General features: G+C 55.1%; 12 protein-coding genes. 3 read left to right on the forward strand and 9 right to left on the reverse strand.

Annotated features, from left to right (window positions below; all coding sequences use genetic code 11):
• Nucleotides 1-9 precede the first annotated feature (9 nt).
• The 6 genes from mglA to NR795_RS10030 form a co-directional block, all read right to left on the reverse strand.
• Nucleotides 10-1,530 (reverse strand): galactose/methyl galactoside ABC transporter ATP-binding protein MglA, encoded by a 1,521-nt coding sequence (gene mglA / locus NR795_RS10005; protein ID WP_144817112.1) that lies wholly within the window; start codon nucleotides 1,528-1,530, stop codon nucleotides 10-12.
• A gap of 78 nt (nucleotides 1,531-1,608) precedes the next feature.
• Nucleotides 1,609-2,607: a galactose/glucose ABC transporter substrate-binding protein MglB gene (gene mglB, locus NR795_RS10010; protein ID WP_042389726.1), complete on the reverse strand. Its 999-nt coding sequence runs from the start codon at nucleotides 2,605-2,607 to the stop codon at nucleotides 1,609-1,611.
• A gap of 282 nt (nucleotides 2,608-2,889) precedes the next feature.
• Complete coding sequence (gene galS / locus NR795_RS10015; protein WP_257758292.1) at nucleotides 2,890-3,930, reverse strand: HTH-type transcriptional regulator GalS; 1,041 nt, start codon at nucleotides 3,928-3,930, stop codon at nucleotides 2,890-2,892.
• Nucleotides 3,931-4,071: 141 nt separating this feature from the next.
• Complete coding sequence (yeiB, locus tag NR795_RS10020) at nucleotides 4,072-5,229, reverse strand: DUF418 domain-containing protein YeiB (RefSeq protein WP_257758083.1); 1,158 nt, start codon at nucleotides 5,227-5,229, stop codon at nucleotides 4,072-4,074.
• Between the two features lie 29 nt (nucleotides 5,230-5,258).
• On the reverse strand, nucleotides 5,259-5,924 hold the full coding sequence (gene folE, locus NR795_RS10025; RefSeq protein ID WP_144817105.1) for a GTP cyclohydrolase I FolE: 666 nt from the start codon (nucleotides 5,922-5,924) through the stop codon (nucleotides 5,259-5,261).
• 120 nt (nucleotides 5,925-6,044) lie between these two features.
• Nucleotides 6,045-7,178, reverse strand: a complete 1,134-nt coding sequence (locus tag NR795_RS10030; RefSeq protein ID WP_257758084.1) for an MFS transporter — start codon at nucleotides 7,176-7,178, stop codon at nucleotides 6,045-6,047.
• Nucleotides 7,179-7,320: 142 nt separating this feature from the next.
• On the opposite strand from NR795_RS10030, the gene fghA reads away from it, so the two are divergent.
• The gene (gene fghA, locus NR795_RS10035) at nucleotides 7,321-8,160 is read left to right on the forward strand and encodes an S-formylglutathione hydrolase (RefSeq protein WP_257758085.1); all 840 of its coding nucleotides are present in this window, start codon (nucleotides 7,321-7,323) and stop codon (nucleotides 8,158-8,160) included.
• Nucleotides 8,161-8,597: 437 nt separating this feature from the next.
• On the forward strand, nucleotides 8,598-9,482 hold the full coding sequence (locus NR795_RS10040) for a LysR family transcriptional regulator (protein ID WP_144817100.1): 885 nt from the start codon (nucleotides 8,598-8,600) through the stop codon (nucleotides 9,480-9,482).
• A gap of 341 nt (nucleotides 9,483-9,823) precedes the next feature.
• Here the strand turns inward: NR795_RS10040 and cirA are convergent, their stop codons facing one another.
• From cirA to yieE, 3 genes are all read right to left on the reverse strand, one after another.
• A complete protein-coding gene (cirA, locus tag NR795_RS10045) occupies nucleotides 9,824-11,806 on the reverse strand; it encodes a catecholate siderophore receptor CirA (protein WP_144817095.1) in 1,983 nt (660 codons plus the stop codon).
• Nucleotides 11,807-12,021: 215 nt separating this feature from the next.
• Nucleotides 12,022-13,491, reverse strand: a complete 1,470-nt coding sequence (locus NR795_RS10050) for an amino acid permease (RefSeq protein ID WP_144817094.1) — start codon at nucleotides 13,489-13,491, stop codon at nucleotides 12,022-12,024.
• A 130-nt stretch (nucleotides 13,492-13,621) separates the two neighbouring features.
• Nucleotides 13,622-14,488 carry a DNA-binding transcriptional regulator YeiE gene (yieE, locus tag NR795_RS10055; protein ID WP_257758092.1) on the reverse strand — a complete coding sequence of 289 codons (867 nt, stop codon included), beginning with the start codon at nucleotides 14,486-14,488 and terminating at the stop codon, nucleotides 13,622-13,624.
• A 120-nt stretch (nucleotides 14,489-14,608) separates the two neighbouring features.
• Between yieE and NR795_RS10060 the strand changes: the two genes are divergently transcribed.
• Nucleotides 14,609-15,655, forward strand: coding sequence for a YeiH family putative sulfate export transporter (locus NR795_RS10060; protein WP_257758093.1), 1,047 nt, complete (start codon nucleotides 14,609-14,611; stop codon nucleotides 15,653-15,655).
• Nucleotides 15,656-15,680: the final 25 nt, after the last annotated feature.

Consider the following 15,680-nt stretch of genomic DNA (forward strand, 5'->3'; position numbering starts at 1 on the left):
CCCCTGATCTTAAAGGTGCAAAGACGCAAGACGTAAAATTTCGTTTTGCGTTGTCGTTTTAGTGTCAACAATTCCGGCAACGAGGCCATTGCTCATAACCAAAATACGGTCGGTAATGCCAAGCAGCTCCGGCATTTCAGAGGAGATAATAATGATCCCCTTCTCTTTCTTCGCCAGCTCTGCAATCAGCTGGTAGATCTCAAATTTTGCCCCCACGTCGATACCGCGCGTAGGCTCATCCAGCATCAGGATCTCCGGCTGGGTCAGCAGCCAGCGGCCGATAATCACCTTCTGCTGGTTACCACCAGAGAGGGAGCCGATCTGCGTGCGGTGGCCCGGGGTTTTCACGCGCATCGAGTCGATGACCCACTGGGTGTCGCTTTTCATCCGGCTGTTATCCAGCAGGCCGACTTTGTTTTTGTAGTTCTGGATGTTGGAGATAAGCGAGTTAAAACCGATATCCAGATAGGCGTAGATCCCCGTCGAGCGCCGCTCTTCGGTCACCAGCGCAAAGCCGTTGTTGATCGCTTCGTGGGCGGTGTGGTTGTTAATGGTTTTACCGTGCAGGGTGATGGTGCCGCCTGATTTTTCGCGGATACCAAACAGCGTCTCCACGATATCGGTACGCTTCGCCCCAACCAGCCCGGCGATGCCGAGGATCTCACCCTTGTGCAGGTCGAAGGAGACGTCGCGAATCGAAGGCTGACGCAGGGAGGTCAGATTGCGCACCTGCATGATCGTCTCACCCGGTTTGTTCTGCTTGTCCGGGAAGCGCTGGTTCAGCGAGCGACCAACCATCATGGCAATGATTTTGTCCATATCCAGCCCTTCCAGCGGCTGAGTGGCGATCCACTGTCCGTCGCGCAGGATGGTAATTTCGTCGCAAAGCTGGAAGATCTCTTCCATCTTGTGCGAGATATAGACGATACCGCAGCCGCGCTCTTTCAGCTTGCGGATAATTTTAAACAGATGATTGACCTCTTTTTCGGTCAGCGAGGAGGTCGGTTCATCCATAATGACGATTTTGGCATCGTAGGAGAACGCCTTCGCAATTTCGATCATCTGCATTTGCGAAACAGAGAGGGTTCCTACGCGGGCGCGCGGATCGATATCGATATCCAGCTCGTCAAAAATAGCCTTCGTATCGCGGTACATTTTATCCTGATCGACAAACACGCCTTTGGTGGGGTAACGCCCCAGCCACATGTTGTCCATCACCGACCGCTGCAGCACCAGGTTAAGCTCCTGATGCACCATAGATATCCCGTTTTCCAACGCCTCTTTGGTCGAATGAAAATCGATCTCTTTACCCTGGAATAGAATGCTGCCGGAATCTTTTTGATAGATCCCAAAAAGGCATTTTAATAACGTTGATTTTCCTGCGCCGTTCTCACCCATCAGGGCGTGAATAGAGTGCGGACGCACTTTTAAATTAACGTTATCGAGTGCCTTAACGCCGGGAAATGACTTGTTGATGCCGCTCATTTCCAACAAGAATTCACCTGACGACTGAGTAGTATCGCTGACCATAATTATACCTTGTTGGCCTCGCACATCGCGTTATAAAAGGGCGCATCAAGATGCGCCCAGTGAAAGCAGAACAATGAATTATTTATTGCTGAACTCAGAGAGGTTCTCTTTATCCACGCCAACGTATGGGATACGGACGATTTTCTGTTCCAGCTTCCAGTTAGTACCGTCAGCCGCGCCTTTACCGTCGGCGAGGTTCTTCGCCAGATCAAAGGTGGCTTTCGCCTGGTTGTTGGCATCGTTCAGAACGGTACCGGCCAGCGCACCAGATTTAACCAGCGCCAGCGCTTCTGGCAGGGCGTCAACGCCGAATACCGGAATAGAGGATTTGTTGTGCGCTTTCAGCGCTTCTACCGCACCCATTGCCATCGCATCGTTGTTGGCAATAACCACTTCGATTTTGTTGGCGTTCGGGCCAGAGAGCCATGCATCCATCTTATCTTTCGCCATGGCGGTATCCCACATGGCGGTATCCAGCTGCAGCTGCTGGGTTTTCACACCCTTGTCGTTCAGCTCTTTGATCACGTAGGTGGTACGCGCTTCAGCATCCGGGTGGCCCGGCTCGCCTTTCAGCAGCACGAACTGGATCTGGCCATCTTTGTTCAGGTCCCAGGTCGGGTTCGCCGCCCAGTGTTTGGCGATCAGATCGCCCTGGATAATGCCAGACTCTTTTGAGTCGGTACCGACATAATAGGCTTTGTCGTAGCTGTCCAGCGCTTTGCGGGAAGGCTCTTTGTTGAAGAAGACAATCGGCACGTTCTGGCCGCGCGCTTTTTCGATAACCGTACCTGCGGCTGCCGGGTCAACCAGGTTAATCGCCAGCGCTTTAACGCCTTTCGCCAGCAGAACGTCGATCTGGTCATTCTGTTTTGACTGGTCGTTCTGCGAGTCGTTCATCAGCAGCTGAACGTCCGGCGTCTCTTTCGCATCTTTCTCAATTGCTTTACGCACAACCGACATAAAGTTGTCGTCATATTTATAAATGGTCACGCCAATACGGGTATCTGCCGCATGTGCTGCCGCGCCAAAAAGCATGCTTGCCATTACGGCAGACAGAGTTAAAACCTTCTTATTCATGGTATCTCCGGTTTATGCAGGGTAGTTCTTGTGAATAAAGATCGGCGGGCAGCAGAATAATGAAACGTTACTGTCGCCGAAGGTCACTCTAAAAATTGGGTCTTCCGTGTACGGTAACGCTCCAGAAAAGCTTTATTGATTGTCCCTTGCGAAGCATCATGCCTGACCGAACGGCCTGTATTACATAATGTTTCAGGCTCTGGAACGCTGACATCATAGTCAGCGCATTGTTAAGATACTGTGAATTTACTCACAGATTGAAAACGGTTACATACATCAATGTTATAAGTTAGTGATCGGAGCCACAGTTTGCCGCTGCGCCACCGAATGGCGGCGTACCAGGGTCGGCATAAAGCAGTGGGTTGCGGCCAGATCCTGCGCCCCTGCGGCCCCCTGTAGCGCCAGCTCCGTCGCCAGTCGGGCCATTGACGCAATGGGGTAACGCACCGTGGTCAGCTGCGGATCGGTATAACGGGCGATAGGGATATCATCGAAACCAATGAGCGACAGATGCTGCGGTACGGCAATGCCGTTATCTTTAAGCGCCGTCAGCGCACCTGCAGCCATGCTGTCGTTGTAGGCAAAGACGGCGGTGAGGTGCAGATTACGGCCCAGCAACTCAACCATGGCTGCCTCCCCGCCCTGCATATCCGGCGCACCGACGCCCACCCACCCCTCCGGGGCGTGGATGTCCCGCTCCGCCAGCGCCTGCCGCCAGCCCTGCTGGCGCAGATCGTTATCTTCTATCTGATGACTGGAGCCAAGGTAGCCCACGCGCTGATGCCCCTGCGCGAGCAGCATTCGGGTGGCCATCACCGCTCCGCTGACGTTATCCAACGCAACGCAGCGGTGGGCGTATCCGGGCACGACGCGGTTGATCAGCACCATGCCGGGGATCTGCTCCATAAAACCGGCCAGCTCCTCGTCACTTAATGCTTTAGAGTGAACAATCAGGGCGTTACAGCGCTGGCGGATCAGGATCTCAATGGCGTGGCGCTCTTTTTCTGCCTCATGGTAGCTGTTGCCGATCAGGAGATATTTCTGATGCTGCTGGGCGACAGTGTCGACTGCCTTGACCAGCGCGCCGAAGAAGGCGTCGGAGACGTCCATCACCACCACGCCAATGGTATCGCTGATCTGGGTCGCCAGCGCCTGAGCGTTGGCGTTAGGCCGATACCCCAGCTGCGCCACGGCCTTCATCACCGCTTCACGGGTGTCAGGGCTGACCATTGCGCTGTTGTTGAGTACGCGGGATACCGTCGCCACGGAGACGCCTGCGCGACGCGCGACGTCACGAATGGTAATCATGACCGGTCTCCTGATTGAGATTGCAGCAGCACACAGTTTCCCCCCTGGATTTAGCAAGAGCGCTATTCTGGCAGGGGGCGCGGCGGCGCTACGTGAGGAAGGTCACACCACTGAAAACGGTTACATCCGTTTTGTTAATGATTGTGATCCAGATCGTTATCTGGATGTGTGGGAGAGTGTAACGCCTGCCGCACGGGCGGTTAGCTTACGCCACAGCCACTCCAGCGGCCCCTGGCGGAAATGCCGTAGCCAAAGAATGGAGAAGAGTATATTCACGGCCCAAATAGGTGGAACAAAGGCCAGCAGCTGTAAGCGGTCAAAGCGCATAAACAGGCCGAGGTGATAGAAGAGCGTGGTGCAGAGCAGGGTCTGTAACAGATAGTTGCTCAGCGCCATCCGCCCGACGCAGGCCACCGCCAGTACCATACGCCAGCGGCAAATCTGTGGCCAGAAGCCATAGGCCAGCGCTGCATAGCCGATGGTTTGCAGCGGTGCGCTAAGCTCGCGCGGGGCCTGTAAGAAAAAGGCGCACCAGCGGTACGACCATCCCAGTTGCCACTGAGCAACAATCGCTGGCAGGTTGATCGCCATGCCAGCAAGGATCAGCAGCACGCCGGTTTTACGGTAGTGACGGAGGCTAAACTGCCCTTTTAACCAGCCGCTGCGCATCAGCGCCGCCCCCATCAGCATCATACCCGCCAGCTGCCAGCCATACTGCGCGCCCAGCGCAATCAGGCTATTAGAGAGCATATCCGCGCGGTTGCTGATGGCTTCATAGCCGCCGTTGGTCTTCCACCACTGCTCATACTGGAGGTTGGCCGCGTCAGGCAGCCACGAGCGGCTGGTCTGGTTACCGGAGATAAAGCCCAGCAGCAGCAGCACGGCGATGCCCACGAGATAAAGCATAATGCCGGTATTGAACAGGCTCTTGACGCCCGGTGCGTCGCGCACCAGCCGCCAGCTGATTAAGCCCATCAGCCCGTAGGCCAGGAGAATATCGCCATCCCAGAACAGCAGACCATGAATAAAGCCCAGCAGCACCAGCAGGGTAAGACGCGACTGGATCCAGCGCTTGCCCCGGGAGAGCAGTAGCTGAAGCCCCGCACCAAACAGTAGTGCAAACAGCGTCAGGAATTTCACCTGGGCGAAGAGGTCAAGCGCGGCCCAGGTCCAGGCATCGCGCAGCGTGATGTCACCATACCAGGCGGGGTTGATATAGGCCGCCTTCGGTAGACCAAAGGCGTTGATATTAAGCAGTAGAATACCGAGGATGGCGACGCCACGAATGAAATCCAGCGTAATGTTTCGTTCCATGGCGTCGCCTCTGCGCGTCATTGACGGGATCAGTTATGATGACGCACGGCGCGCAGAAACTCTTGACGCGTATTCTGACTCGATTTAAACAGCCCACCCAGCGAGGTAGTGGTGGTGGCGCTGGTGGCATCACGAATGCCGCGCGCTTTCACACAGTAGTGCACCGCATCAATAGAGACGGCCACGTTATTGGTTCCCAGCAGCGTTTGCAGCGCGGTGAGGATCTGCTGCGTCAGACGCTCCTGCACCTGCGGGCGCTGGGCGAAGAACTGCACGATACGGTTGATCTTCGAGAGACCGATGACCGCATCTTTCGGGATATAGGCCACCGTTGCCTTGCCGTCGATAGTGACGAAATGGTGCTCGCAGGTGCTGGTCAGCGTAATGTCGCGCACCGTGACCATCTCATCTACCTTCATTTTGTTTTCAATGACGGTGATCTTCGGGAAGTTAGCGTAGTCGAGGCCGGAAAAGATCTCGTCAACGTACATTTTGGCGATACGCTGCGGCGTTTCCATCAGACTGTCATCGCTCAGATCGAGATTTAACAGTTGCATGATCTCGGTCATGTGTCCGGCAATAAGACGTTTACGGGTTTCTTTGTCGAGGTCGACAGGTGGACGCAGCGGCGTTTCCAACCCGTGCGCGACCAGCGCCTCATGGACAAGGGCCGCTTCTTTACTGAGTGATGGCATTATTTATTCTCCAGCAGGTGATGCTCTCCTTTGCCGCTAACGGGGCAAAGTGCGCAATCATTGTGCGTTAGGATGCAGGCAGAATCTAGTATTGCGTCATGATAATTGGTGAAATTGTTATTACCTTTCATCATGACGTCGCCAAACCAGCGCTCCGGCGATAAAAAGCGCTGCCCCTGCCAGACCCAGCGCAGGCTCCAGGCAATGGGTCAGCCAGGTTGACAGCGCCGACGTCATCGGTCCGATCAGCTGGCCAACCGCATAACCGGTAGTAAGCAGCCCGGCCATATAGCGCGCATGCCCTGCCGCCAGCTCGCGGCCATAAAGCAGCGACAGCTGGACCGCAGAGAGGAAACCGCCGCCCACCAGCAGCGCGCCGCAAACCAGCCCCGCCATGCCCGGCAGCAGCCAGGCAGCAATCACCCCTACCCCTTGTAGCCAGAGCACCACGGCGAGACGCTGGTGGCTCTCTCCTTTATGACGCAGCGCCACGCTGAGGGCAATACCAACCATCGCGGCCAGGCCAAATACCGGCCAGACGAACTGGGCAAACAGGCTACCGGGAAAGCGCAGCGCCGCCATCTGCGACAAAAAGGTGGCGGGCAGGATGTAGCCAAATCCGGCGAGGCTGTAGCTCCACGCCAGCCGTTTAATATCTCTCGTCAGGTGAAGCGGCTGCGGCTGTTCGCCGCTACGGTGCAGGGCACCTGGACGGGGAAGATCGCGCGCAATCAGCATAATCAGCACCAGCGCCAGCACGCCATACACCAGCCAGCCCGCCGCCGCCGACAGCCCCTGGGCCTGGATCGCCACCGCCAGCAATCCGCTGAGGGCAATGCCGGCTCCTGGCCCGGCAAAGACCGCTGCGTTGAGGCCCGTTCTGCCGGTATGTGCCAGCCGATCGCCGACCCAGGCCGCGGTCAGCACCATCGCCCAGCCGCTCATTACGCCAATAATCAGCCGCAGTATGCCATGGAGCAGCGGATCCACCGCCAGCGCTGAGAGAAGGGTCAGCAGCACCGCCCCGCCGATGCCGACATACAGCCTCTGTTCAACGCGCTGGCGGGCACGCATGGCATCCCACGCGCCGATGAGATAGCCAAGGTAGTTCATCGCCGCCACCAGGCCCGTACTGGTCAGGCTGAGCTGGCCGTCGCGGATCATCAGCGGCACCTGGGGCGTGAAAGCAAAGCGTCCAATCCCCATCGCTACAATCAGCATCACAAACCCGGCCAGCGCAATACGTACCGCCATAACCGCCTCAAATGTTAACAAAAAGTTGCGTTTATGATGCTTGATAATGTCTTGCTGCGGAAGTGAAAGTTACTCCCGAGGCGGGGAATTATCTGTATGATTAATAAAACAGACGAAAGTATGACGATCCGAGGAGACAAGCATGGACATGCTCGAACAGCACCGCTGCTATGAAGGCTGGCAACAGCGCTGGCAGCACCACTCCGCCGTACTGAACTGTACGATGACCTTCAGCGTTTTTGTACCGCCGTCGGCAAACGATGCGCCGCTGCCGGTGCTCTACTGGCTCTCCGGCCTGACCTGTAACGATGAAAACTTCACGACAAAGGCAGGGGCGCAGCGTATAGCGGCGGAGCTCGGGATCGTACTGGTCATGCCGGACACCAGTCCGCGTGGCGACAACGTGGCTGACGATGCCGGTTACGATCTGGGTAAAGGCGCGGGTTTCTATCTCAATGCCACCCAGCAGCCCTGGGCCGCCCACTACCGGATGTATGACTACCTCCGTGACGAGCTGCCGGCCCTGGTGAAAGCGCACTTTAACGTCAGCGATCGCTGCGCTATCAGCGGCCACTCGATGGGCGGTCACGGCGCGCTGATCATGGCGCTAAAAAACCCGGGCAGATTTACCAGCGTATCGGCCTTTGCGCCTATCGTTAACCCGGCACAGGTTCCGTGGGGAGAGAAAGCGTTTAGCGCCTACCTGGGCGATAACCGCAGCGACTGGCAGGCATGGGACAGCTGCGCGCTGATGCAGTCCAGCCAGCCGGAAGACGCTATTCCAATGCTAATCGATCAGGGTGACAGCGACGCATTCCTGGCCGAGCAGCTCCAGCCTGCCCGCCTCGCCGAGGCCGCACGTCAAACCGACTGGCCACTGACCCTGCGCGTACAGCCGGGTTACGATCACAGCTACTTTTTTATCGCCAGCTTTATTGAAGACCACCTGCGTTTTCATGCTCAGCATTTGCAGGCTAATTAAATAGCCTGTTAAAATAACTATCCCGGATGCTCCGGGATAGTTAATTAAGGCTTAACTGGTCTGACAACGTTGCTTAATAATATTTGCGAAACTATTTTAATAGGAGTGTGATCGTCTTAGCAAAATCAAAACAGTATTCCAGATAGATACCGCGCTGTTTTCCCCGGATCTTTTCGTTTTTCTGCACACGTTACTCCTCCCCCGACAGGCATTAAAGCTGATGGTACACAATTTATTGATTTTGCAAATGAATAGCTGAAAATCATTGATAAATAATATCAATCGTATCGATCTTTATTTTTTGAAGTTAAAAATTTGTAACACGATAGAATAACCGCATCTTTCTCAGGCATACGCCGACGGAAAATGCACATCCACTGTATGTAGTTTGATGTTAACTTACCTATGAAGCAGTTCTCACACTGTCGGAGGGAGTAATGAACCTGTTTATCTCTAATAAGCTTAAATATTTTATAGCGGTAATGGAGGAAGGCAGCGTAAGTAAGGCCTGTCATCGAATGCACATATCCAGAACGCCAATGAGCAAGGCGATTTCCGATATTGAGCAGGCGCTGGGGATCCCACTTTTTATCAGAACCAAAGAGGGCATGACGCCCAGTAAATTCGGCACAATCCTCTATAACAAAATTGTGCCCTACTACAATGATTTGGTTAAGATCGAACACTGTGTGTATACTGATGATGGGCTACCTGTTACCCGTATAATGTTCAGTAAAAGTATACCTAATTCAATCATAAGCCACCTAAGCGTTGCGCTTGCAAAGCATAATATCAATCATGAGTTTTCCATCGCCGATGAGATAAAACAGGAGGATCTCTGCTCGGAGCTTCACTTCTATGACATTGTAATCGCTGATGAAAATTACGCAGGCCAGTACAGCCGGGCAGAGCCGGTATCCTTTGAGATCTCTATTAACTCAACGCCCTCCGCCTGTGCAAAAATGATTGGCGGCGGTGACGTTGATGTTTACCATGACTTTAATACAGACAGCGGCGTAACCGATCTGTTTATGACGGATAAAATAAACTTCAGGAATATCAAAAAAATTTCTGATAGCGATCTTATTGATATGATGCATAAGGTCAGCAATCATGAGGCGGTGATCATCTCAACCGAACCTCTGTTAAGTATTTTTAAGGTTGAAGGCGTCACGGTATTAAAAAGAAGCGTGATAAACAAAACGTTGTGGTTCTACTCGCAGTGGAAAGCAAAAAACAATAAAGAGACGGCGCAGGTGATCTCCGCCGTATTTGCCGATTTAAAACGATCGGGCCATAGCAGCGATGCACTATCTCGCTAGCCTTGCTTTTTTTTTAGTGAATCATCCACTGGCCACCTTTTGCGGTCTGAGCGCCTTTATCGTCTCCTGCTGGTCCGGGTACATAGAGAAAGCCTCACCGGGGAACATTATAATAAGCAGTTTGGTCTGCGTCGTTAGCGCGCTGGCCTTTTTAGATGTGTTATTTCGCGGCAGTCACTATCAACTTCTATTCCCTTTAATAGGGATTATTACCGGTTTTATTGGGCCTTTTAAGATTAGAGCCCTTATTATTGGCGTCATTAAGTTTTACTTCACTTCTGAGAATAAGAAATAAGTTGTCGTTTTTAGGGGGGCTGGCACCCCCCTCTTTTTATTGTCTGCTAAAAACGATAATCTACCGCCATGAAATAGCGTCGGCCATCTTCGTTATAGCTATAGTCATCCCGACTCAGATCTTTATCCGTGAGATTGAGCACCCCCGCGCGCAGCTTGACGTTTTTTGTTGCCTGCCATGCGCCGCCCGCGTTCCAGATCACATAGCCGCCCGGCGTTTTACCGGTGTTGCTTACGTCACGCTTCTCGCCGGTATAGTTACCGGAAACATAGAATGACCACTCCTGCATCGCCTGCCAGTCCAGGGTCCCGTTGGCGGTATGGAACGGCAGCTCCTGCAGCGGTTTATCGCCGCCGTCGCTGAGATCGCGCCCGTCGTTGTAGGTGTAGTTCAGCGTCAGTTTCCACGCCTCGTCAAACGGCACCTTCAGCTCGGTTTCTACGCCGCGAATGCGCGCTTTGTTCACGTTGAAGTAGCGGAACGTGGGGACGCGGCGACCGTTGGCATTGGTATAGAAACCGACAAAGTTGGAGTAGGACGGCGCGGCGGCGGCATCAGCCGTACGATTGATGCTGATCATATCGTCCACGTCGTTCTGGAAAGTGGTAATACTGCCTTCCACTCCCTCCAGCCAGCCCTCTTCTCCGCTGTAGTAGAGCCCCAACTCAACGCTTTCGCTGGTCTCCGGCTTCAGATCCGGGCTACCTACAATTCGGCAGCTGCCGCGGCAGGAGTTAGTGGCCCAGTCGGGGCTAAGCTGTAAGAGAGAGGGCGCTTTGAACGCCGTGGCCCAGCCGCCTTTCACGGTGACGGTATCGGTGGCGTTATAGACCAGGTAGGCGCGCGGGCTGTAGTGATCTCCATAGGTTTCGTGATCGTCCATACGAATACCGGTGGTCAGCGCCAGCGGCTCGAAAATGCGCCACTCATCTTCAATAAACAGCGCATACTGGCTGGCAGAGGTGTTGCTGCTGCTCCCCCCGGTAAGGTTAACCGGATCCTTGAGCTTGTCGTGACGCCACTCGCCGCCGACGGTCACGAACTGGTTAATCATCTCCAGCGGCAGAACATATTTGCCATCCACGGTGTTATTTTCTGAGGTGATGCCTTTGCTACCCGGATCTTTATTATCTACCTTCTCGCCGTAGACCTTCAGCTCGCTGGTGCCGACGTCCCAGCGGCCGTTGTGGCTCAGGGAGTAGTTTTGGCGTTCAAGGCGGTTACGATCGAGGGAGTCGGAATTGCGGTCCTGGCGGTCAAAGCCATACCCGGCGGTAAAGTCGTGGTTTTCGGTTGGCGTCCAGGCAAATTCAACGTTAGCATCGCGGCTGGTAAATCCTTCGATGCGCGGGGTTTCACCGGTCGCAGCGGTGTCGGACGGCGCCTGCTTATCTTTCTCACGCTTCGCCACGCTGCCGAAGGCCTTCATACCAAGCTCACCATCCACCAGCGGGCCGCTGGTGTAGAACTGGCCGTTGTAGGTATCGCCGCGATCGCGCTTCTCCTGGATCGTGGTATCCGCAGAGAGCGTGCCGGTCCACTGCTGGCCGACCTTTTTGGTAATAATGTTGACCACGCCGCCCAGGGCGTCGGAGCCGTAGAGTGAGGACATCGGGCCGCGTACCACCTCAATGCGCTCGATGGCATCCACCGGGATCCAGTTCAGGTCAAAATCGTTATGGCGGAATACCGCGTTGCGGGAGTTAACGCGCTTGCCGTCGATCAGGATCAGCGTGTAGCTGCTGCTGAGACCACGGATGCTAATGCCTTTACGGTTATCCCCCTCGTTGGTGAGCTGTACGCCCGGCACGTCCTGCAGCACATCCTTGAGATTATTGACCGGCCGACGCTGCAGATCCTGCTGCGTCACAACGCTAATACTGGCCGGGGCATCTTTCAGATTCTGCTCCGTGGCGGCGGCGGTGACGACCAGCGTATCGGACTCGCTGTCGACGGCAAAAGCGGGCAGCGCCAGCACCATTGCGGACGCACAAAGCCCTCCCCGCACGATGGGATTCAACCTAAACATTCCATTTCTCCATGAGATAACTACAACAAATCTAAGAAGTTTTGCTCACACATTTTATTTACCCCCGCTACGCTGGCGGAGCGATCGTAACGATAAAGCAAATAATAATGATTATCAATTAAATTGTTAAAAGTTATGTCAAGATGGCGGTTTAGGGGGAAATAGCAGGCAAAAAAAGGCCCTTTCAAAATGAAAGGGCCTGATAGTGAAAGCGTTTATTTGTTGAATCTGTCCGGGAACTCCATGTCCTTGTAGCTGACAAATTTCGTTCCACGGGTCAGCTTGTAGCCGAACCAGATAATCAAGAACAGTGGAATACCAATATAGGTCGCAGCCACCCCGCCCCAATCAATGGCGTCCTCCAGGAAGGCCTGATAGTTCTGACCTAAGGTGATAATCAGACACAGTACAAAGGCGAAGATCGGCCCCAGCGGGAAGAAACCGGAGCGGTACGGCAGGTCGTTCAGGTTATGGCCCTGCATAACGTAGCCGCGACGGAAACGGTAGTGGCTGATGGCAATTCCCAGCCATGCGATGAAGCCGGTCATGCCCGAGGTGTTCAGCAGCCACAGGTAAACCGTCTGATTGCCAAACATCGAAGTCAGGAAGCAGAGCCCGGCAATGACCGTGGTCGCATACAGAGCGTTGCGCGGTACGCCGCCCTTTGAGAGACGGGAGAAGACGCGCGGCGCTTTGCCGTCACAGGCCAGGGTATAGAGCATACGCGTAGAGGCGTACATGCCGGAGTTACCCGCTGAGAGCACCGCCGTCAGGATCACCGCATTCATAATCGCCGCCGCAGAGAGCAGGCCCGCGTGTTGGAACACCAGGGTGAACGGGCTGACGCTGATGTCTTTTACATCGTTACGCAGCAGGCTCGGATCGGTATACGGAATGATCAGGCTGATAATCAGAATCGCGAAGACATAGAACAGCAGGATACGCCAGAACACCTGACGCACCGCGCGCGGAATATTTTTCTCTGGCTCTTCCGACTCACCTGCGGCAATGCCGATAAGCTCAGTGCCCTGGAAAGAGAAGCCCACGATCATCGCCACGCCAATCATGGCGGCAAAACCGCCAGCAAACGGCGCGTCGCCGATCCCCCAGTTGCTCCAGCCAGCCGGTTTTGCGCCGTGGAAGATACCCAGGATCATCATCACGCCGACGATGATAAAGATAATGACGGTAGCGACCTTAATTAACGAGAACCAGTACTCCGCCTCGCCAAAGCCCTTCACGGAGATCCAGTTCAGCAGCACGATGACGGTTAAGAACAGTGCGCTCCAGATCCAGCCCGGCGTGTCCGGGAACCACCAGCTCATGACCAGCTGCGCGGCCACGAGGTCAACGGCGATGGTCACCGCCCAGTTGTACCAGTAGTTCCAGCCCAGCGCGAAGCCAAAGCCCTCTTCTACGTACTTCTGCCCGTAGGTCGCAAACGAGCCGGATACCGGCATATAGGCCGCCAGCTCGCCGAGACTGGTCATCAGGAAGTAAACCATCAGGCCAATCAGGATATAAGAGAGCAGCGCGCCGCCGGGGCCCGCCTGGGAGATAGTTGCGCCACTGGCAACAAAGAGACCTGTCCCAATCGATCCGCCAATGGCGATCATGGTCAGATGACGCGCCTTGAGTTCACGGCGAAGCGTGGGCGCTTGTGTGGTTTTAGTTTCGGAAACCATATGAAAATGCTATCCATCCAAAAAATGAGGCGGGATTGTAGCAGACGTCACCACATCCTTCTGGCTCAAATATGCGGTTATAAGAGAGCTTCATGATCGCTAATGGATTATAAGTAAAGCATACAAATCCCTATATTTCACAGTAGCGTAAAAAGCGCTTCAGGGCGTTGGAGAGATGCTTCTGCCGGTGGTGAATGCGCCACAGGGTGCGCACCAGCCGCGGTAGCGGGAGAGCGATCTCCTTGAGCGTGCCGGTCTCAAGCTGCTCGGCAATCACCCGCCGCGACAAACAGCTGATCCCCAGCCCATGACGTACCGCATGCTTGATGGCCTCTGAGTTGCCCAGCTCCATACCAAGATGAAACTGCGGCAGGTGGGAAAGCAGCAGATAATCCACCAGCTCCCGGGTACCGGAACCGCGCTCGCGCAGGATCCACGGCGCGCTGGCGAGACGCTCCAGCGTGACCTCCCCCTGCAACAGCGGCGAAGCCGGGGAGGCAAACACCACCAGCTCATCCTCCAGCCAGGGCTCAGAGACGATCTCGGCGGTATGGCATGGCCCCTCAATCAGGCCAATATCCACGCGGAAATCCGCTACCGCATTAATTACGTCCTGACTGTTGCCCACGCTTATCTCCAGCGGCAGTCCTGGGAAGTCGCGCCGGTAGCGGGCAATAACCTCTGGCAGGATATAGTTACCGATGGTGCTACTGGCGTAGACGCGGATCGCCCCGTTATCTTCCCGGAAGAGCTGCTCTATTTCCGTAGCCTGCTCCAGCAGCGCCAGTGCGCGGGGATAGAGCAATCGCCCGTGCTCGTTCACCACCAGCCGCTTACCAACCCGGTCAAAAAGCTGCACGCCCAGCTGCCCTTCCAGATCGGTCAGGGCCGCGCTGACCGCCGATTGAGAGAGCGCGAGCATCTGGGAGGCCTGGGTGGTTGAGCCGCTTTTCAGCACTTCAGCAAAAACGGCCAGCTGGCGCAGAGTGATATGCATGGTCACGATCCTGGAGGCAAGCGTCACGCTTACCACTTATATAGATTAATTATAAATATATAATCAATTTTATTTTTAAGCTAGCCCAACGTAACCTTTATCCCAACAGAGGAGAAGGTTATGGCTGAACTGACATTAAAACATCATCGTAGCGTGGGGCATCTTGTGCCGGGCCTGGCGCTAAGCGCTGCCGTAGCGGGCGTGGCGCTGTGGAGCGGTACGGTCCCGGCCGTTGCCGGTGCCGGTTTTAGCGCCCTTTCGCTGGCTATTTTAATCGGAATGGTGCTCGGTAACACCCTCTATCCGCAGATTGGGCGACCGTGCGAGAGCGGGATTGTGTTTGCTAAACAGCACCTATTGCGGCTGGGGATTATTCTGTACGGCTTTCGCCTGACGTTCTCTCAGATTGCTGACGTTGGCGTCAGCGGTATCGTGATAGACCTGCTGACACTCTCCAGCACCTTTTTGCTGGCGTGCCTGCTGGGCCAGAAGGTATTCGGCCTCGACAAGCACACCAGCTGGCTGATTGGCGCGGGCAGCAGCATCTGCGGCGCGGCGGCGGTGCTGGCTACCGAGCCGGTTGTGAAAGCCGAAGCCAGCAAGGTAACGGTGGCGATTGCCACGGTAATGATTTTCGGCACGCTGGCTATTTTCATCTACCCAGCAATCTACCCGCTGCTGGCTCACTGGTTCACCCCGGAAAGCTACGGCATCTATATAGGGTCGACGATGCACGAGGTTGCTCAGGTGGTTGCCGCAGGCCACGCCGTTAGCCCGGAGACCGAGAGCGCGGCGGTGATTGCTAAAATGCTGCGCGTGATGATGCTGGCGCCCTTTCTCATCCTGCTTGCTGCCCGCGTGAAGCAGCTGGCTCCTGCTAACGGCGGCCAACGCAGTAAGATTACGATCCCGTGGTTTGCGATCCTGTTTATTGCGGTGGCGGTGTTTAACTCCTTTGGCCTGCTGCCGAAGGCCGCTGTTGATATGCTGGTGACGCTGGATACCCTGCTGCTGGCCATGGCGATGGCGGCTCTGGGTATCACGACCCACGTTAGCGCGATTCGCAAAGCGGGGGCGCGGCCGCTGCTGATGGCGCTGCTGCTCTTTATCTGGCTGATCGTCGGCGGCGGCGTCATCAACCTGGCGGTTCATCATCTGATGGCATAAATCAATACAAACTGCGGCTGTTAAC

This window comes from Pseudescherichia sp. L3, from assembly GCF_024656065.1.
Lineage (GTDB): Bacteria > Pseudomonadota > Gammaproteobacteria > Enterobacterales > Enterobacteriaceae > Pseudescherichia.